This window comes from Rothia dentocariosa ATCC 17931 (assembly GCF_000164695.2).
GTDB lineage: Bacteria > Actinomycetota > Actinomycetes > Actinomycetales > Micrococcaceae > Rothia > Rothia dentocariosa.
Genome location: NC_014643.1, coordinates 767,843 through 785,911 on the forward strand (window position 1 = coordinate 767,843; position 18,069 = coordinate 785,911).

Consider the following 18,069-nt stretch of genomic DNA (forward strand, 5'->3'; position numbering starts at 1 on the left):
TGGCAGGCTTGAGCAAGGAATTATGCCGAAGGCGATGTGTAATAAGGCCGGGTGCCGTCAGTACGGGCGATGATCTCGGCGGCAATGCGTTCGGCATCGTGAACCTCTAGGTTCTGGACGGCGGGTTTAACCGGTCCCGGAACGCTGCCTAAACTTATGCACGCGGTTTTGAGGATGCGATTGAGCGGCCCCTGCGACCACTGCACCGCGAGCACCTGCCGCTCGGGGACTACCGAGAGGAACCGCAGCAGGCAGCCGCCACGCAGCAAGAGAAGATCCCGGGTGGGGGCGTGTCCCGAATGGTGCAGGTCGGCCTCAGCTTCCACTCGTTCGGTATTCACCCGCGCGAAGCCGTCACGCCGGAAGGTGAGCGGGTTAAGCCAGCGTGTCCGGTGCGGTGCCTTCACTACGCCTAACTCACTGCTGTCGGCGGGGTTGTACCTTGATGATTCCATAACCGCCTGCACGGTTTCGAGGCTGTGCGGTGACGCACTCGGCAGCAGCAGGTGAAGAAGCCGCTGCATTTCGCGGGCGGTGCCCACGGGCAGGGCGGTGTTGCGGGTAAATAAGTCGTCAGATGAGCCCTCTGTATTTACCGCCACGCCCGCAATATTGACCACCACCCGGTACCACCCGAAGGGCTTCCACAGCAGGGGCTGCTCAATCTTGAGGGCTTGAATACGCTGCGGGAACAGGGTTTGCGTATGCGTTCCCGTGAATCCGTAGGTGATGCGCAGGCTGTCGCCGCGCGCATCCGAAGTATTCTGGCGGATGCGCTCTACCGTGAAATTTGCGCCCTGATCGAAGCTGCTCCACAGCTGCCAGAGAAAACCGAGAATTGGAATCAGGGACGGAAAAATAAACTGCGATATCTGCCCCAGGTCCTTTTGGGGGTTCACCAGCCACCCCACGATCGTACCGCCCACCCAGATAATCGCTACCGGGAGTGCCCACAACAATGCGCTGAGCACGATCGCGGCAAGAACCCGCAGATTGGGGACTTTGAAGAGCAACCGTTCCGGCTTGTGGCCTTCCTCTGCCTGCTGCTCTCCTGCGAGGGTCACTTCGTGATCCTTCTCAGGCGGAACACTCACAGAACCAGCGGATTCTGGCGTATTGGCGGCACGCAGGGTACTCACCCGCTGCAGCAGGCGTTCCTGCAAATCCTGCGCCTTCGCATGCGAGAGGTATTTGATATGCAGGGCTTCTTCGGCGCCGTCCGCAGCCTCAAGCCGAAGCTCGGACAGCCCCAAAATACGGGCGACGAGTGGGCGTGAAATATCGACGCTTTGCACGCTTTCCAGGCGAATCTGCCGCTGTTTCTTGAAAAAAATTCCGCTGTGGCGGTATACCGAATGCGCGCTCACGCTGTAGCGGGTAAACGCCCACGAAAGAACACTTCCGCCAAAAATAAGGACCGCCGCAGCACCGTAGCCATACAGCATTACCGGGTTATGTCCAACGTGGTTCAGCAGATATTCGGGCAGCTGCCGAAGAATATTCCAGTAATCATTCTCGGCATTATTGTTGAAGGAATTCTTAATATAATCCCACGCGAGATAAATAATAAACGCGACGAAAACCCATATGTTCATGATGAACGTGCGCACATCGGTACGCCACCACGTGAGGGTCTCCGCAGCTTCACTCGGGGTTATCTGATGTTCAAGAGTGTTAGAGGACTCGACAGACCGCACTCCCTGGTTATTCGAGTTTTGGGGTTCCTGTGTCATTACAGCGCCGCCATGCGTTCATCGGCGCGGCGTATCAAAAGCTCGCGCAGCTGCTGCCCACGTTCAGCGGGAATACCGTACAGCGTCACCTTAGAAGCGGTCACCCCAGCGGTGCGGATCGTCAGACGCACCAGGTGATGAGCACGTTCCAAAGGACCGGAATCTACATCTACATACTGAATGCGTCCATACGGAATGGACGTCACATGCCGAAACAGCACACCCTGGCGCGCCATCAGATGGTTAGGGCGCAGACTATAACCCAGCGCTCGGGTGCGGCGCGGCAGCAGCGCCATCCACCAGATACCCCACACCACCAGGACAGCGGCGATCGCCCCGGTAAGCACGGGCAGCCACGTGGTTTTGGGCAGGACGCCGGAGGAACGCATCATCTCAAACATCACGGTCAGCGCCGCAAAAACGCCTACCAACGTGGCGAAAAACCCTACGACCTGTATCAGCCGAATCTTGGTATACGAAGGATGCGCGCGCACCCACTCACCCTCGGTCGCGGTCACCGAGCTCTCACCCTCGTGCAAGAAAGAAGCATCCTCAGCATGTGAAAGTTGTGACATACCTACCCTCTATCGACGATCGCTCGTGCGGGAATATCCGTCAGCGGCGAGCTTACCCGAATTCGAGCCGCCCGACGACGAATTACCGTCCGGGTCATCCGGCGGAATACGGCATAGATGCTGCGCCCACAGCCCGCCTGCCAGCAGCAGCACGGCACCGATCAGATTCACCACAGTAGACCAGAAAAACCCAGGAATACCGCGAGCGCTCGCCAACGCCACATCGTAGACGATAAGCCCGAGCATCCAGCCCGCCAGCAGCGCCCCGGTCAAAATTGCACCCTGCGCACACGCCAAAGTACGCGCAGCCATGAGAGAGTTCATGGATTTCGCTTTGCGCCGAGTCTCAACATTGCGAAAACGCGCCACCTGAAACGCAAACCAGAGCGTAATACCCGCTATTACCACGCAGATCAGTGCCACCACAGGCGACATTGCGAGTTCACCGCCGCCTGCGTTTACCACCAGGTTATTCAGGATCGTTGCAGCAACAAGCCCCAGCGCCACGGCACACGCAATAACGGATATTCGGATGGGCTTCATACGCCCTCGCTTTCAGCACCACTATCAAATAGGTTCTTGGGCAAATTCATGTCTCGCATAAATCGTACCGCGTTAACCCCTGCGCGTTCATCGGCTGCGCGTACCCTGCGAGCTAAATCGGCGACGAGATGCCGCGTCTGTTCGCCCGTAGCGGCATCACGAGACGGTATTACCGCCTGCGGGTTTGCCTGTTTCCACGGAACCAGTACGAAAGCACGCTCATGCGCACGCGGATGCGGCAGCGTCAGAACCGGGTCGTCGCTGACGAGGTCGTCATAGGTAATAACGTCAATATCGAGAGTGCGCGGGCCCCATCGCACAAGCCGCACCCGGTGATGATGCGCCTCCACCTGCTGGCACAGCGCTAACAGCGCGTAGGGGTCAAGGCTCGTGCGCACTTCAAGGACGGCGTTGATATAGTCCGGCTGGTCGGCTGGGCCGCCTACTGGTTCCGTCACGTACAGCCCGGAGGCGCGCACTAGCCGCACTGCACCCCCGCTAAGATGCACGAGGTCGGCGGCGGCCTGCTCTAGGGTGGTTTCGCTCTCGCCTAGGTTTGACCCCAGGGCCAGCACCGCCGTATGCGCTAACGCGTCCATGCCGGGCGCGGGGTGCGATTGGTTCGCGTTCGGCACATTACCCACGCGCGCATGCACCCTTTCCGCCCTGAATCTGCGTGCCTTCACGCTCCCGGAATACGGTCACTGCCACGTTCCCGAAGGTCACCTCAATCGGGGCCTTCGGTTTATTGACGGTCACCTCAAGCGCATGCACATACGCGCATTCGTCCAGAATGTTCTGGGCGATCCGCACGGCAAGAGTCTCGATCAAATCGAGGGACTCCCCCACAATATGCGTGCGGATAATCTCGGCAACTTCCGCATAGTTCGTGGTTTGGGCGAGGTCGTCGGTCGCAGCAGCCTGCGTGAAGTCGGTGTATAAAACCGTATCTACCACGAAGGGCTGACCTTCACGTTTCTCAAAATCAAGCGCTCCGTGAAAACCCACGGCGGCAACACCGGTCAGGGTAATGCGGTCGCAGGAGGCGTAGGCGTGCGCTGGGTTCGGCATGGTGTTCCTTAGCTGATGTGAATACTGGTACATAATTTTAGGTCTGTTTGGTGCGGGTAATAGTGCGTAAAGTATTCGCTACGGTCACGGCATCCACCGTGGGGGGCACATTGTGCACGCGGACCCCCCACACTCCCTGGGCCGCCACGAGCGCAGAGAGAGCGGCGGATGCGGCATCACGGTCTTCGGGGGCGCGTGCTGGCGGCATTTGGTCGGGCACGGCGTTCGCGCTCGCGGCGGGATTCTGGGTTTTGGTGCGCGCCGCATCCGCAGCTTTCAGCGCATTCGCCAGAAAACGCTTACGCGAACCGGCGATTAGTACCCGATGCCCCAGCGTGTGCAGCTGCCCAAGGGCGGCGAGCAGCTCCCAATCCTGCATGCCGCCCTTCGCAAACCCCAGCCCGGGGTCAAGGATAATGTTCTCGGCATGAACCCCGGCGGCAACCAGGCGATCACGCAGGGCGGCGAGCTCGTCCAGCACCTCGGCGACGGTGCCGCTCGGGTAGGCGGCGAGCGCATCCATCGTGGTTGAGGTACCGCGCGCGTGCATCAAAATATAGGGTACGCCCAGCTCGGCTACGGTCTGTATCATCTCATCGCTCACGCTCATGCCCGAAACGTCGTTAATGATGTGCGCCCCGGCGGCTACGGCGGCGCGGGCGGTCGCTGCGTTCATGGTGTCTACGCTGATGGTGATACCGGTTTCGGCAAGCCCCTCGATCACGGGCAGAATGCGCCGAAGTTCCTCATCAACACTGATGCGAACCGCACCGGGCCGGGTGGATTCGCCGCCCACATCAATAATGTCTGCACCCTGCGCGATCATGCGCTGCGCGTGGGCGAGAGCGTCGTTCGCGGTGTAGTGTTCGCCGCCGTCGCTGAAGGAATCGGGGGTGACGTTCAGGATTCCCATCACCAGGGTTCGCTCTGCGGCTGCGGCGTCGCAGGGCAGATGTGTGGGGGGCTGCGGGCTCATCATTGCGTGCATGATTTAATCCTAACGGATGCGCGCTTAACCCATTCGTGCCGTGAGCAGGTGGTTTCTGGTACGAGCAGGTCGGAAAATCCTACCTTGTCGGCGAAAAACAACCTTCTCGCAACCGGGTTTAATATTGCATGGTTTATGCGCATTTTTTCATGCAGGGCGTAGCGGGGGTATGCTGGATTTATGACTATAGAGTTCTGTACGGCTACGGTGCCGGGCGGAATGTAACGCATCGTAGAGACTGACGGTTTTGGAGGTTCAGATGAATCTGAAAGTTGGCGCCTGGATTCTTGGCTTTATCGCTCTTGCAGCGTTTATCACGGTTGTTCTGGCGAATGGACTTACCGCCGTGCGCTGGGTCGCGTTCGGTGTCGCAACCTGCGCAGGGTTCCTCTCCCTGGGTATGGTCGTAACCCTAGCCCTCGGCTGGGATGACCCCACGGGAACGAAAACCGAATCTCACTAGTTTGATCTCGTGCAGAGGCGTTCCGCTAGGATTAAACCATGCCGGATGCCCTCACGATTCGACCCGCCACCCCCAACGATGCGCAGTCAATAGCGCGCATCCGTGTTCAGGGGTGGCGGTTTGCATATCAGGGCTTAATATCTCAGGACTACCTCGATTCGCTCAGCGTCGCCGAAGACACCGAGCGGATGCGCGGGTACCTCAGCCAGTTTCCCCGGAACTCGCCACCCAGCAGGTCAGCGTCCGTGCAGGGTTCGGGCGACGGTGAAAAACGGTCGTTTATGCTCGCTGCACGCGGCGATGCGGTGCTGGGGTTCTGCGGTTTCAGCGCCGTACCCGACAAGGCTTACCGCCCCGAAAGGGCTGTTCCGGCCGGGACGATGGTCGGGAGACTCCACTCACTCTATATAGACCCGGATTCTCTCGGGCAGAGTATTGGGCACACCCTCATGAACCATGCGCTCAGCACTTTTGCCGCATGGGGATGTGAGCACGCGACTCTCTGGGTTTTGGAGGGAAATTCCCGCGCCATCAGCTTCTACGAACGGCAAGGCTGGCGGTGTACGGGCGCTACAAAGGTAGACCAGTCCTTTGGACCGTGTCTGGTTGAGCACGAAATGACGGTGCAGCTTTAACGCGAGCAGGTGGTTTTCGACCGAAAAGATAGGATTTTCCTACCTGCTCGGGTCAAAAACCACCTGCTCGCGGAATAAGAAGCTAGTGCTTCGAGAAAATTAGGCTCATCGCCTCGGCACGAGTTGCCGCATTCTTGAGCTGCCCGCGCACCGCACTCGTGACGGTTTTTGCGCCGGGTTTGCGCACACCGCGCATCGACATGCACATATGCTCGGCCTCAATCACAACGATTGCGCCGCGCGGATTCAGGTGCTCCTCCAGCGCCTCCACCACCTGCGTAGTCAGCCGCTCCTGCACCTGGGGGCGGCGCGCATACACCTCAAGCACCCGCGCCAGCTTGCTCAGCCCCGTCACCTTGCCGTCAGCCCCGGGAATATACCCAACATGCGCCACCCCGTGGAAAGGCACCAGGTGATGCTCGCACGTGGAATAGAACGGGATATCCTTCACCAGCACCATCTCGGAATGGGCAATATCGAAGGTCGTGCCCAGCACATCGGCCGGATCAGCGTGCAGACCCGAGAAAAACTCCTCGTAGGCGCGAGCCACTCTCGCCGGGGTGTTCTGTAAACCATCACGGTCAGGGTCTTCACCGATTGCCAACAGGATTTCCCGCACCGCCGCCTCAATGCGCGGCTTATCTACCCCCGAGCCGTTATCCTCGCTCATCCGACCCTCCATAGGGGTTCTGGTTCGGGTTGTTATATGGGTACGGGTTCTGCTGCTGCTCATTCTGCTGACCCGGATACTGCTGCTCAGGATACTGACCGGGGAACTGCCGCTGCTCAGGATATTGCTGTGGAGGCATCGCCACGGTCGGGTCGGTATCCTCAATATCCTGCGTGCCCGGATGCGGCATCTGCTGAGGCTGACCGCCCTGACCGGGCAGGTTCTGGCCCGGCGCCGTGTGCTCGGGCGCAGTCGGCATAGATGCAGTCGTAGGAGCCTTCATCGCCACGGTCGGATCGGAATCGCCCTCCAGACCATTCTTCTCTGCAGCAAGTTCGCTCGGGGCCTTCACCGGCGGAATGTCGGTGCGTTCGCGGCCTTCCTTGGAGTACCAGTGCTCGCGTTCGGGGCGCTTACGAACATCCTTGAAGATCTCAGCGATCTCGTTCTCCAGCAGAGTCTCTTTCTCCAGCAGGGCGAACGCCAAGCGGTCAAGCACATCGCGGTTCTCCACGAGAATCTGGAAAGCCTCATCATGAGCTTCTTCCAGAAGTTTACGCACCTCGATATCGATCTTGTAGGCGGTCTTGTCAGAGTAGTTACGTGCCGCCGAAGGATCGCCGCCCATGAACGGTTCGGTGTCGTCGCTGCCAAGCTTCACCGAACCCAGCAGGGCGCTCATACCGTAGTCGGCTACCATTTTGCGCGCGGTATCGCTCGCCTTCTGAATATCGTTCGCGGCACCCGTAGAGGGATCGTGGAACACGATTTCCTCAGCCGCGCGGCCGCCCATCGCATAGGCCATCTGGTCCAGCAGCTCGTGGCGCGTGGTCGAGTACTTATCGTCCTGCGGCATTACCATCGTGTAACCCAGTGCACGGCCACGCGGCAGAATCGTAATCTTGGTAACCGGCGCGGAGTTGCGCAGGGCGGCAGCCACGAGAGCGTGACCGCCCTCATGGTACGCGGTTACCTTCCGCTCATGCTCACTCATGATGCGCGAAGCACGCTGCGGGCCCGCCATTACACGGTCGATAGCCTCATCGATAGCGCGGTCATCAATCACGTTGCCGTTATCGCGGGCGGTCAGCAGGGCTGCCTCGTTCATCACGTTCGCCAGGTCTGCACCCGTGAAACCGGGGGTACGCTTAGCGACCTGCCCCAAATCGACGCGACGGTCGATCGGCTTACCGGCGGCGTGCACCTCAAGGATGCGCTGGCGACCCTTCATATCGGGCGCATCCACACCGATCTGGCGGTCGAAACGACCCGGACGCAGCAGGGCGGGGTCGAGCACATCCGGGCGGTTGGTTGCAGCAATCACGATCACGTTGGAGTTGCCGTCGAAGCCGTCCATTTCGACAAGCAGCTGGTTAAGGGTCTGCTCGCGCTCGTCGTTACCGCCGCCCATACCGACGCCGCGGCGACGACCGACCGCATCGATCTCGTCCACGAAGACGATCGCGGCGGGGTTAGACTTTGCTTCCTTGAACAGATCACGCACGCGGGATGCGCCCACACCCACGAACATCTCAACAAAGTCAGAACCGGAAATCGAGTAGAAAGGCGCGCCAGCCTCGCCAGCAACAGCTTTCGCAAGCAGGGTCTTACCGGTACCGGGAGGGCCGTACAGCAGCACGCCCTTAGGAATCTTAGCGCCTAGTCGGGTGAACTTTTCGGGCTCTGCAAGGAACTCGCGCACCTCTTCAAGCTCAGCCAGTGCCTCATCAACACCGGCGACATCGGAGAAACGCACGGTCGGGTTGTCTTTGTTGAACTTCTTCGCGCGCGACTTCGCGAAGCTCATGACCGAGGAGTTACCGCCCATGCGGCCCATAAGCAGCCAGAAGATTGCACCAAAAAGAAGCACCGGCAGCAACAGAGAGATCAGGGATCCCAAGAAGCTGTTTTCCACCGGCTGATCGGTGTAGCTCTCCAGCTGGGCACCGTTCATGGCCCGCACGACTTCTTCGGCACGCGGCTGCACATAGTAGAACTTCACGGAGGAACCGTAGTTGTTGCTGCCCTGCTTATAGTCTTCCTTCAGCTGCAGCTCAACACGCTGGTCGCCATCATAGATTTTCGCGCTCTTCACCTGGTGGTCGTTGAGCAGCTGCAAACCAACGTTGGTATCTACCTGGCGTGCGCCCTGCGCAAAAAGCGAGCTCAGCGAGAACGCCACGACAACAATTGCAATAACGATAGCCCACAGCCAGCGACCATTGATCAGCCTGCCTAAAAAGTTATCGGGGCCGTTCGGCGAGTTATTGGATTTTTGCGCCAATGCTTAATTCCTTACGTTTACGACGGCTACACGCCGGGTACGCGCCGCAGCGTGCCGGAGCACTCCGTGACGATAGAAAGATGCAACTTTAAATGTACCCTAACCCCGCCGGATTACGCCTGCATCGGCGGCATTTCACCTCAAGGCTAAAAGGAATCAGTGCGGGTGTGCAGAGGTATGTCTAAGCGGTCGATCCCCAACTCTGTTCCCTGCATACTTCCAAAAAGGTTTGCAGGCTTGCTGTGCCTTCCCGGTGCAGGTCAGCAACGTTATCTGCATAAAAATCTGCGCCACCATTCAAACCAATGAATTCGCCACGTAGCATCTCTGTTTCCGGTTCGTATTGAATGACAGCCTTATGGCCATCAATAATCATCACATTATTCATAGATTTCACTCTGCAGCTCGTCAAGGGAAGCCTTTACCCCTGGCTGCGGATTGGCTAGGGATAGCGCACGGTTTCGAGAAGCTCTGTGTGCAGGCATAAGTGTGCCCGCGCATCCTGATAAAAATTCTGGATGCGTGGGCACCAAAATCTTGCGCGCACGCTGCGCACAACCGAGTTTTAGGAGTATACGTGCGGGTGCAGAGTCGCCACGCAGTCGAGGTTGCGGTACTTCTCAGCGAAATCGAGCCCGTAACCCACCACGAACTCAGGTTCGATATCCCAGCCCACGTATTTGACCTGAACGTCGGTCTTGACGACCTTCGGCTTACGCAGCAGGGTGCATATTTCCACAGATTCCGCGCCGCGCGATTTGAGGTTCTGCTGCAGCCACGCAAGAGTCAGCCCGGAATCAATAATGTCTTCAACGATCAACACATTACGACCGGTCAGATCGGTATCAAGGTCCTTGAGAATACGAACCACACCCGAGGATTTCGTGCCGGATCCGTACGAAGAAACCGCCATCCAGTCCATCGTGTAATGCCCCTTGAGCGCGCGGGACAGGTCTGCCATCACCATAATGGCGCCCTTGAGAACCCCCACGAGGAGCACGTCTTTGCCTTCGTAATCTTCGTCGATGCGCGCCGCCAGCTCGGCAACTTTCGCATTAATCTCTTCCTTGGTGAAGAGTACGTTCTTCAGATCGTCCTGCACGTCTTGAGCCTGCACGGATTCTTCTTTCTCGCCGGGGCGTCTTCACGCCGAACCCGCCCGAACGTTCCGCCGGGTCGGGTATATTTTCTTGGTCCGTTTTAAGTATGACTTAAATTCTGATGCGCGGCTTACGTTTCACGGGTGTCTGCTGAGATGCTGTGGAAGAATGACCCCGAAAACACGAATAAACCGCTACCACGCCGCCTTCGCAGTCTGCTCGGCTAAGTAGGTTGCGGTTTTCAGATCAAGATTCAGCTCTGTGCGGCGCAGCTCGCGAATCAGCTGAACCTCATCTTTCGCAGGGTCAAGACCCGCCTTATCCGCTACGGAACGAGCCCAATCGATGGCGGCTTCCATCGGTTCGTCTTCCTTCGCGAAGAGAACGGAAAGTTCCGCCCTCGGGTTCTTATCGCTGCCAAAAAGTCCCATGCTTTTTCCTTCCGTATACCACCGAATCCTTGTGATATATCGAGACTCAAGGGTTTTCAGTACCTTGCTATCTTAACACGGCACTATAGCCACTTTGAGAGATGCAACACAATAACTGGCTTATGAAGTCGAAGGCTTCTCTTACCGCTGGGAAATAAGTACCAGCGCATCCACGCGGGTGCCGGTGCGGGGGTCTTGTACCCTACGGCGGCGGTAGGCACTCACATGCCCGGGCAGCTGTACCGGCCCGGCGGTGGCGTACTCGGCAACAAACTCATCAAGCGCCTGCAGCCGCTCAAAACCGGGGTTCTCGCCCTGCGCGGCGCGGGTCGCCAGGGCGAGCACGCGCATCCGAAGGGCAGGGTGCAGCGCTGCCGTTTCTGCGCGGTTCAGGGCAATAACTGTGGGAGTAGGTTTCTCTAGCGCGACTTCCGTGGAGTGGTCGCCGGGCACCGCATCAGCCTCGGGAATGTCCGGCAGATGAACCCCGGCGGGCAGCTTCAGGCGGGTGTACTCGGCGGTGGCGAGCGCATCCAAATATTCGGCATCAGGCCCGGCGACTGCGGCGGTTCGCGCCAGAGAGAGTGCCACATCCCCGCCAAGATGCTCTTGCAGGAACGGTAGGATGGTGTGCCGAATGCGCGCGCGCATGAGCGTCTGATCGGTGTTGGTGGGGTCGTTCCAGGGGGTGGCACCTTCGGCTTCGCAGATATTCAGCATGTCGGCGCGGCGCAGCGCGAGGAAGGGTCGCAGGTAGGTGACTCCGTTTTCGATGCGCGCGGGCGGCATTCCGGCGAGGGAGCGTGTGCCCGAGCCGCGCCCAAGCCCCAGGAGCACGGTTTCCGCCTGGTCGTCAAGGGTGTGACCCAGCAGAACAGCCCGTGCGCCGGTATTATGCACCGCACATTCAAAGGCGCTGTAACGGGCGGTTCGCGCCGCCATTTCGGGGCCCATGCTGCCCTGCGGAACCTGCACGCACTCCGTGCGCACGGGGTATAGCCCCAGATTCGTGAGGGTTTCTGCGGTGGACGCGGCAACCTCAGCGGAATCGGCTTGCAATCCGTGATCGACCACGACGGCGCCCACACGCACATCGGAACGACGCGCAAAATGCGCGGCAATGCAGGCGAGCGCGAGCGAATCTGGCCCGCCGCTGCACGCAACCAGCACGAGGGGCTTCTCGGTTTCTGCGCCCTGCTGCGATACGACCGATTCTCGCCGCGCACGCCCGGTTCCCTTGATGGTGCCTTCACCCAGCAGGTTCGTCAGCGCGCGCGCCAGTTCCCGGCGAGCCGTCCCTACCGCCGGATGCAGCCGCCCCTGCCGTCCATGTTGCATGTGTTGTCCTTCTCTGTTGTATATGCCGCTGTGACAAAATCTATTCACAAATTCCTTTGAGCCCCGTGGCAGACGCAGCAACGAATTACGCATTATCAAGCACGCCGGTATATTGAGATATCGCGCGGTTTTGTCACATAAAGTGTCACGTAAAAGGGTTTTACATGACAAAATGTCATGTAAATCTAGAGTTTTGTCACGTAATTTTGTCATATAAACACAAGACTCACAGCGATTAGTCCCGCTTTATACCGGGGATTTACGGGCATATATACCATATAAACACCCCCGTGTTTCGTGACATTTTATGTGACAAAAAATTGTCACGAAACACGCGGTTTTGTCATATAACCCGTTCTGGGATTACGCGGTATTCTCTTCGTCCCTACCACCAGCCACGGCCACCTTGGCGTCCTCGTCCAGCACTCGCTTGATCCAGGCATCCGGGTTGTGAATCTCCCGCTCGGTCGGCAGGTTCTCGGGTCGAGCCCAAACGACGTTGAAGCGTTCCATGCCGACCGCATCCACAACATGCTGCACGAACTTCTGCCCATCGCGGTACTGGGCCATCTTTTTGTTCATGCCCAGCAGACGGTAAATGAGCTTCGTGAGGAACTTCTGGGTTGAGCTGCGGCGGTTGAACCTGCGGCGAATCGTCTTGACGGTCGGCACAATCTGGGCGTCCACGGCATCCATCACCACGTTTGCGTGCCCCTCAAGCAGGCTCATAATAGCTGTCAGCTCGCTCGCAATTTTGCGTGCATTTGCGGTAGCTTCTTTCACAGGATGCGCCCGCCCCTCCCCGGGTTCTTCGGCGCGGGCCTGGGCTGCGGCACGGAAAGCATCTTTGAGGTCGAAGGTGCTGGCGGCGCTATCACCCAGCTCCGTAATCTTGGCGAGAAAATAGTCGCGCAGCCAGGGCGCGGCGGCAAACTGCACCCGATGCGTCTGCTCATGCAGGCACACCCACAGGCGAAAATCTTCGGGTTCAACGTTGAGTTCACGCTCGACGGAGACCACGTTCGGGGCGAGCAGCATCAGACGCCCACCCGGCTGCCCGTACCCGGCCAGCGCCGCATAGGGTTCATATTGCCCAAGCACTTTGGTGGAGAGGAACGAGAGCACGGCACCGACCTCGAAGGCCAACCCTTCTTTGAGTTTGTCCAGGTCAGCATGCGGTTTTTTCTGCTGGATCTTCTCGAATGCGGGCTTGACGAAGGGCACGAGCATGATAGAGAACGCCTGCGCGTTCGCCTTCGCCCAGGTACTCCGATCAACCACCAAAACCTCGGAGTCGCGCAGGTCTTGTGCCGCATCAAGCCCGGTAATGCGGTGCACATGGTCTACGGATTCTTCCGCCGCTTTGCGCAAGGATGCGACCACGCCAGCCATCTCCTGGGGCTTCATGCGCGGCCCGGCGGGCGCCAGGCTGCCCACGATTTTGGCGATGCGCTCAACATTTAGCAGGTTCTGTGTGTTGTTCTCGCTCATATGCACAGTGTATCGAACTGTGCTGAGGTGAAGCCTCATACTCAGGGGGTAAAAGTGGGAGCGGTTTCTTTATTTGGGAGCACTTAAGGTGCTCCCAAATAAAGAAACCACTCCCGGAACACACAGATACACAAGCGGGAGCGGTGCAAGAAATAAGCGAGCTAGGAACGCCTCTCGTTATGATCAAGGGGCATACGGTAGCGATTATCCGGCAGGAACAGATCCTTGACCGCAGGGTCATCAACCTCAGCATTCTTCTGCATCGTCTCAGCACGCTCCTGCGCAGCCTCACCAAACATCTCACGAGTCATCTGCTTAGTCTGCTCAATCTTGCTACGCACCTCTGTCCGAGTGAAACGAGGCTTCCAGGGCTTAAACCATGCCGCGTAGGCCAGATAGAAAACTAAGGCACAGACCCCCACCACGACTGCTCGCCCTATATCTTGAGTTACTGCCAGTGCCACAACCAAGTACACCGGTGGAGGCACTAAGATTTCGTATGCAGCAAACAGCTTCCCTCCTGGAGAGGGGTGCTGTGCACGCACCACCAACGGACGCTGCGCCAATGCGAGTACTAGCGGAAAGATAAGGTAAGAAATCAGTACGGTCTTAGTCGCCTGATACAAAGAGAGGGACAGGGCAGAAAGCCCCAAGGCGGAGACAACAGCCCCAGCACCAAGAATCAGCAGAAATACGCAAAATACTTCGAGCAGACGCCATATAAAACTACCCATCAACGCAGCGCTCAGCGTTACATACTCTGGGTGATCCGGCGTATACTGACTGCTCTTCATATACGTATCCCTTCCCGCATTCTCAACGTTTTGGAGTATTTTCACCGCGTATACGGAAGCGCTCCTCGTTTTTCATAATCGAGGGGCATACGGTAGCGATTACCCGGCAGAAATAGGTTCTTAATAGCTGGGTTATCAACATCAGCGTACTTCTGCATAATCTCAGCACGCTCCTGCATCATCCCGGCGTACTCCTGCGCGATATCGCTCACCAGTTCACGGGTCATCCGTTTAGTCTCTTGAATTTTGTGACGCACTTGGGTACGGGTTAAACCAGGCTTCCAGGGCTTAAGCCATGCCGCGTAGGCCAGATAGAAAACTAAGGCACAGGAACCTACTGTTGCCGCCTTGCCTACCTCCTGAAACATCCCTAGTGTTACCACCAGATACACCAGCGGCGGCACGAAGATATCGTATGCAGCGAATAGCAGCCCTCCCGGAGAGGGATGCTGTGCACGCACCACCAACGGACGCTGCACCAATACGAGTACTAGCGGAAAGATGAGGTAGGAATTCCACACGATGCCAGCGATCTGCAGCCGCGGAAGAGACAGCGCAGAAAGCTTTGAAGCTGGCCCAACGACCCGAGCACAGAGAATCACCAGAAAGACACAGACCGCTTCTAAAAAACCACTGAAGTAACCACCCTTCAGTGCACTCGTCAGCGCTACATACTCTGGATGATCCGGCGTATACTGACGCTCCTTCGTGCGCCCTCCACACAACATAGAGACGCTGCCCCAGACGAGCGATGCCATATAAAGTTGCGAAGATAGCCTCTGGAAGACAGGCTGAGGTAACTCCTTCAAGGGTGAGTATTGCTTCCCAGGGATTTGCGGCGCCTTCACCGACCTCATTGACAAGGTCCTCTGACGGATAGCGTTCCCCAGACCAGACGCGCTATTCCAAAGCCGTTTCGTTTTTCGGCTCCGCCCCATGGCTTTACTATATTCCGTTATTGTGTCGGTCAGAGCTGACACGCGCGTTCGCAGGGCGACAACGGGCTTAGTTTTACCGGTAGTGCCGTGCGACGTATTACTTACATTTTTGATATCAAGAACCTTGCGCATTACGTTCGGGGCAGTAGCCCGCGCAGCAACATCAGCACCCGCGCAAATCACAGAAACCCCTGCTGTGGCAGTTAAACGAATGGCATTTCGACAATCACATACCAAGCCTTTCATTTATACTCCTCACCACGACATATCCATTTCAAGGACGTCATATGCTGCAAATTTCCTGGTGCACAACAAACTCTTAATTAAGAAATACGTAATGCTATATCGCGTACAGATACCCAGATTATGGGCTAATTATCCGTCTCTGTATGTATAGAAGATTTAATGAACAGCGTATTATTTCCCACACTATACGTTCACGCATCGCAGTGCAACGACAATAAAATTAATTTTTAATAAAGCTCCTCGGGAAAACTGCGGCTCCATAATAGCAACCGCGAGAACCACTCTCGCCCCTAATACAAACGGGAGCGGTTTCTTCATGCGGGAGCAAATAAAGTGCTCCCGCATAAAGAAACCGCTCCCGATATTAACAGGAACGCGAGTAAGACCTAGTGGCCTTCAGCAGCGAAGCGGTCAATCGCCTCCTGAACCATCTTCTCTGCCGCAGCGATGTCGTCCCAGCCTTCGCCCTTCACCCATTTGCCGGGTTCCAGATCCTTGTAACGCTCGAAGAAGTGCTGAATCTCAGCCTTGAGCTGCTCGGGCACGTCCGCCAGCGACTTGATGTGATCGTAGCGCTTATCGGTGGGCACGCACAGTACCTTCGCATCGCCACCAGCCTCGTCAGTCATGTTAAATACAGCAACCGGGCGAGCCTCCACGATCACACCGGGAACAATATCAACGTCTAGAACCAGCATGGCATCCAGCGGATCGCCGTCCTCGCCGAGTGTGTTCTCAAAGTAGCCGTATGCGGTGGGGTACTGCATTGAGGTGAACAGCACGCGATCTAGATACAGACGACCGGTTTCGTGGTCTATCTCGTACTTCACCCGGGAGCCGCGGGGGATTTCAATCGTGACGTCGAGTTCCATGGGAACCTCTTTCTATGAATGTAAGCCTCTGCACCGCGCATCAAGGCGGCGAACAACTCCCCCATTGTACCCCCTGAACGCGTGCACGACACCCATTCAATGCCACAAAAATCGTGCTTTCGAATACGTTGCCGCGAACATCATCACGCTATCTCCAGGCGAGCTGGTAGCCTGTAGTCCTCGCGATGCGCGTAACCGGCTCGGTATTTCGCGGCGGAATTCGTTATGCTCTTAAGATGCGTTCACCCCAACCGATAAACACCCCGTTCACTCGCCGCGCCCTGCTCGGTGCAGCACCCGCGCTATTCCTTGCCGCATGCTCAAACCCAAGCGGCGGACAGTCGCAGAGCGGCACCGCATCCGTAACCCCGTCGGTCACACCCACGCCGAGCCCCACTCCGGTACTGAATACTCAGCAGCTTCAAGACCTGAAAATCCAGCTTGATAAGCTCTTTCAGGAGCGCCCCTACCCCGCCCATTCCATGCTTGTGACCGCCCTCGACGGCACACGTGAGCTCTATGCGGATGCCCCGGATACCCCGCGCCTGCCTGCCTCAAATATGAAGATTCTGACCTATTTTGCGCTCGTGCAGACCGCGCCGGAACGCACTTTCACAACCTCGGTGGTGCAGGGTAAAAATGGGCTGTTTCTGGTGGCAGGCGGCGACACTCTGCTCGTGGAAGGAGCCACGGAACCGGCCACCGCGGATTCGCCGACGATGCGCGCCGGGCTGAGCACGCTCGCTGCGGATACCGTACAGCAGATGAACGAACGCAAGGTCGCGCACGGCACCTTCCCCGTCTACCTCGACACCACGATTTACACGGGTTCCGCGACAAACCCCGGCTGGGAGCCCGGCGACCTCGAATCCGGGCAGATCACCCCGATTAACCCGATCGCGCTGGCCTCGCACACCGTGCCCGGGCAGTCCACCCCCGACAAACCGGCACGCCCGCAAGACGCCGGAATCGCCGCCCTAGAAGCGTTCGTGAAGGTGCTCAATAAGGCGAGTGAAGAGCATGCAGAGGTCAAAGCAGGGTACGTATTTACGGTTGCCGACCGCCGCCCCCGTGAGGCCGATGCTGAGCAGATCGCTCAGGTTCAGTCGGCATCCGCGCTCGATCAGGCCTTTGTGATGATGTTAGAGTCCGATAATGTGCTCGCCGAGGTGCTGGGGCGCAATATGGCGATCGCCGCGGGGCGTGAGGGCAGCGCATCCGAGGCGCAGAAACTTGTGCGCGAGAAACTGCAGGAGGCGAAGATTTCGGTTACCGGGTTGGTGCAGGCGGATGTGAGCGGTATGTCCCTGCAGAACCGGGTGACGGCACGCACCCTGGCGCAGACCTTGGGGGCGTTAGCGGCGCATCCGAAGCATGACGAGCTTGAGCGCAGATTCCCGGTTGCGGGTGTTTCGGGTACGCTCAAGGATCGTTTTAGCGGGGAAGCGAATAAGTATGCGCGCGGGCATGTGGCGGCAAAAACCGGCACGCTGTTCACAGCCATTTCGTTATCGGGGTATGCGACCCGCCCAGACGGCACACGCCTGATTTTCGTGAGTCTGCTCAACGATGTCGGCGGTGCGGAAGCTCTGCCCGGCGCGAAGGATACGGTCGATAGCGCCGCTGCGATCGTGGCGGTACGTACCGAACCTCCCGCGAACCCCACGGGAACACCCGCACCTTCGGGCTCGCAGGTACCGGGCTCATCCTCGGCTCCCGATGCTACAGATTCGGGTTCCGCCCCGAATTCCTCGCAGGCCCCGGATGGTTCGTCTTCCGCTTCGCCCGCCGGTGGCAGCGCGCCGCAGGAGGATGCGCCCTCCCAGGCAGTGGGTCAAAATCCAGCCGAGGTTCCCAGCTCGCAGTAGAGCACGAATATGCAAAGTATTGTATATTT

The 18,069-nt window shown here is 58.1% G+C and carries 19 protein-coding genes; 3 read left to right on the forward strand and 16 right to left on the reverse strand.

The window, feature by feature from the left end:
- Window positions 1–20: 20 nt before the first annotated feature.
- Genes HMPREF0733_RS03365 through folP form a run of 6 tightly spaced genes read right to left on the reverse strand, consistent with a single transcriptional unit; the run spans window position 21 to window position 4,910 of the window.
- Window positions 21–1,733 (reverse strand): PH domain-containing protein, encoded by a 1,713-nt coding sequence (locus HMPREF0733_RS03365; protein ID WP_013397975.1) that lies wholly within the window; start codon window positions 1,731–1,733, stop codon window positions 21–23.
- Complete coding sequence (locus tag HMPREF0733_RS03370; protein WP_013397976.1) at window positions 1,733–2,308, reverse strand: PH domain-containing protein; 576 nt, start codon at window positions 2,306–2,308, stop codon at window positions 1,733–1,735. Before HMPREF0733_RS03370 ends, HMPREF0733_RS03365 begins: the two co-directional genes overlap by 1 nt.
- 9 nt (window positions 2,309–2,317) lie before the next feature.
- Window positions 2,318–2,851 (reverse strand): DUF3180 domain-containing protein, encoded by a 534-nt coding sequence (locus tag HMPREF0733_RS03375; RefSeq protein ID WP_013397977.1) that lies wholly within the window; start codon window positions 2,849–2,851, stop codon window positions 2,318–2,320.
- On the reverse strand, window positions 2,848–3,450 hold the full coding sequence (gene folK, locus HMPREF0733_RS03380) for a 2-amino-4-hydroxy-6-hydroxymethyldihydropteridine diphosphokinase (RefSeq protein WP_013397978.1): 603 nt from the start codon (window positions 3,448–3,450) through the stop codon (window positions 2,848–2,850). The genes HMPREF0733_RS03375 and folK overlap by 4 nt, the downstream gene beginning before the upstream one ends.
- Before the next feature lie 37 nt (window positions 3,451–3,487).
- Window positions 3,488–3,922 carry a dihydroneopterin aldolase gene (folB, locus tag HMPREF0733_RS03385; protein WP_037231372.1) on the reverse strand — a complete coding sequence of 145 codons (435 nt, stop codon included), beginning with the start codon at window positions 3,920–3,922 and terminating at the stop codon, window positions 3,488–3,490.
- Between the two features lie 37 nt (window positions 3,923–3,959).
- A complete protein-coding gene (gene folP / locus HMPREF0733_RS03390; protein WP_013397980.1) occupies window positions 3,960–4,910 on the reverse strand; it encodes a dihydropteroate synthase in 951 nt (316 codons plus the stop codon).
- A gap of 259 nt (window positions 4,911–5,169) precedes the next feature.
- On the opposite strand from folP, the gene HMPREF0733_RS03395 reads away from it, so the two are divergent.
- Together HMPREF0733_RS03395 and HMPREF0733_RS03400 are read left to right on the forward strand one after the other, a co-directional pair.
- Window positions 5,170–5,373: a hypothetical protein gene (locus HMPREF0733_RS03395; protein ID WP_013397981.1), complete on the forward strand. Its 204-nt coding sequence runs from the start codon at window positions 5,170–5,172 to the stop codon at window positions 5,371–5,373.
- Window positions 5,374–5,411: 38 nt separating this feature from the next.
- Complete coding sequence (locus tag HMPREF0733_RS03400) at window positions 5,412–6,008, forward strand: GNAT family N-acetyltransferase (RefSeq protein ID WP_013397982.1); 597 nt, start codon at window positions 5,412–5,414, stop codon at window positions 6,006–6,008.
- Window positions 6,009–6,090: 82 nt separating this feature from the next.
- Here the strand turns inward: HMPREF0733_RS03400 and folE are convergent, their stop codons facing one another.
- The 10 genes from folE to ppa all read right to left on the reverse strand — a co-directional run bounded on the left by folE (window position 6,091) and on the right by ppa (window position 16,172).
- Window positions 6,091–6,678, reverse strand: coding sequence for a GTP cyclohydrolase I FolE (gene folE, locus HMPREF0733_RS03405; RefSeq protein WP_041321610.1), 588 nt, complete (start codon window positions 6,676–6,678; stop codon window positions 6,091–6,093).
- The gene (gene ftsH / locus HMPREF0733_RS03410; RefSeq protein WP_013397984.1) at window positions 6,665–8,962 is read right to left on the reverse strand and encodes an ATP-dependent zinc metalloprotease FtsH; all 2,298 of its coding nucleotides are present in this window, start codon (window positions 8,960–8,962) and stop codon (window positions 6,665–6,667) included. Before ftsH ends, folE begins: the two co-directional genes overlap by 14 nt.
- A 181-nt stretch (window positions 8,963–9,143) precedes the next feature.
- Window positions 9,144–9,350 carry a type II toxin-antitoxin system HicB family antitoxin gene (locus HMPREF0733_RS03415; RefSeq protein WP_013397985.1) on the reverse strand — a complete coding sequence of 69 codons (207 nt, stop codon included), beginning with the start codon at window positions 9,348–9,350 and terminating at the stop codon, window positions 9,144–9,146.
- Between the two features lie 177 nt (window positions 9,351–9,527).
- On the reverse strand, window positions 9,528–10,079 hold the full coding sequence (gene hpt, locus HMPREF0733_RS03420) for a hypoxanthine phosphoribosyltransferase (protein WP_004005768.1): 552 nt from the start codon (window positions 10,077–10,079) through the stop codon (window positions 9,528–9,530).
- A gap of 177 nt (window positions 10,080–10,256) precedes the next feature.
- Complete coding sequence (locus HMPREF0733_RS03425) at window positions 10,257–10,493, reverse strand: hypothetical protein (RefSeq protein WP_013397986.1); 237 nt, start codon at window positions 10,491–10,493, stop codon at window positions 10,257–10,259.
- Between the two features lie 141 nt (window positions 10,494–10,634).
- Window positions 10,635–11,831: a tRNA lysidine(34) synthetase TilS gene (gene tilS / locus HMPREF0733_RS03430; protein WP_013397987.1), complete on the reverse strand. Its 1,197-nt coding sequence runs from the start codon at window positions 11,829–11,831 to the stop codon at window positions 10,635–10,637.
- Between the two features lie 363 nt (window positions 11,832–12,194).
- Complete coding sequence (locus tag HMPREF0733_RS03435; RefSeq protein ID WP_013397988.1) at window positions 12,195–13,322, reverse strand: zinc-dependent metalloprotease; 1,128 nt, start codon at window positions 13,320–13,322, stop codon at window positions 12,195–12,197.
- A gap of 161 nt (window positions 13,323–13,483) precedes the next feature.
- A complete protein-coding gene (locus HMPREF0733_RS03440; protein WP_049775424.1) occupies window positions 13,484–14,116 on the reverse strand; it encodes a hypothetical protein in 633 nt (210 codons plus the stop codon).
- Between the two features lie 41 nt (window positions 14,117–14,157).
- Complete coding sequence (locus tag HMPREF0733_RS11365; RefSeq protein WP_244864825.1) at window positions 14,158–14,874, reverse strand: hypothetical protein; 717 nt, start codon at window positions 14,872–14,874, stop codon at window positions 14,158–14,160.
- An 812-nt stretch (window positions 14,875–15,686) separates the two neighbouring features.
- On the reverse strand, window positions 15,687–16,172 hold the full coding sequence (gene ppa, locus HMPREF0733_RS03450) for an inorganic diphosphatase (protein ID WP_004005776.1): 486 nt from the start codon (window positions 16,170–16,172) through the stop codon (window positions 15,687–15,689).
- Window positions 16,173–16,357: 185 nt separating this feature from the next.
- Between ppa and dacB the strand changes: the two genes are divergently transcribed.
- Window positions 16,358–18,040, forward strand: a complete 1,683-nt coding sequence (gene dacB, locus HMPREF0733_RS03455; RefSeq protein WP_013397991.1) for a D-alanyl-D-alanine carboxypeptidase/D-alanyl-D-alanine endopeptidase — start codon at window positions 16,358–16,360, stop codon at window positions 18,038–18,040.
- The last annotated feature ends 29 nt before the right edge of the window (window positions 18,041–18,069 follow it).